The following is an 853-nucleotide window of genomic DNA, read 5'->3' as shown; positions in this document are numbered from 1 at the left end:
GTTGCCCGACGCGTCGGTGCCCTGGGTGCCCCACTGGCTGCCCCAGAAGACGAGGTAGACCTTCGGGGTTCCGCTCGTGACCCCGATGCCGTCCACGGCGCCGCCGTAGGACAGCGTCTTGCTCGCGGTGGCGCGCGAGCCCTTGGTCTGGGCCTCCCAGCGGTGCATCTGGGTGTTGAGCTCGCGGGTCGGGACGGAGCCGTGGCGGTAGGGGTGGCCGTAGGCGGGGGAGTAGGGGTCGGTGACGCCGCCCGAGACGGCGGGTGCCGCGTCGGGGCTGCTCGCGGTGGCGCTCGTGGCGCCGAAGGCCGTGCCGAGGGTGAGCGCGGCTGCCGAGACGGCGACGGCGACCGAGAGGCGGCGGGAACGTCGGGGGCTCATGCGGGTCCTTTCACAGGGGACTCCCGAGGGAAGGCGGGATGCCGGCCATCGTCGTGGCGCCCGTCTGTGAAAGTGGTGGGAGAAGCCTGCCAGTTGCCTGCCACTTCCGGCCGGGCCGTCCCGGGCGAAACGGTCGCAACCGGGAGGGACCGGGCCGCGTCCGGCTCATGCGGTGGCCGGCGCGTACTGGAGGTATCGTCGTGCGAGCACATGACCTGGGTCGGCCGGCGGGCCACCCGACCGGGAAGGCACAACACGTGGCTCGACTCTTCGGCACGGACGGCGTCCGTGGCATCGCCAACCAGGACATCACCGCCGAGCTGGCCCTCGACCTGTCGGTCGCGGCCGCGCACGTGCTCGGTGAGGTCGGGGAGTTCAACGGGCACCGTCCCGTGGCCGTCGTCGGGCGCGACCCGCGCGCGTCCGGCGAGTTCCTCGCCGCCGCGACGATCGCCGGGCTCGCCTCGGCGGG

General features: G+C 73.7%; 2 pseudogenes. One reads left to right on the top strand and one right to left on the bottom strand.

Going from position 1 to position 853, the window contains the following annotated elements:
- Positions 1-381, bottom strand: a pseudogene (locus tag BIV28_RS19635) (hypothetical protein); the annotation flags it as partial.
- 257 nt (positions 382-638) lie between these two features.
- Here BIV28_RS19635 and BIV28_RS19630 point away from each other — a divergent pair.
- Positions 639-853 (top strand): annotated as a pseudogene (locus BIV28_RS19630) (phosphoglucosamine mutase); the annotation flags it as partial.

This window comes from Intrasporangium flavum, assembly GCF_001956915.1.
In the GTDB taxonomy this organism is placed as follows: domain Bacteria; phylum Actinomycetota; class Actinomycetes; order Actinomycetales; family Dermatophilaceae; genus Monashia; species Monashia flava.
Note: the sequence above shows the minus strand (reverse complement) of the source record. Positions and strands in the feature narration are given on the sequence as shown.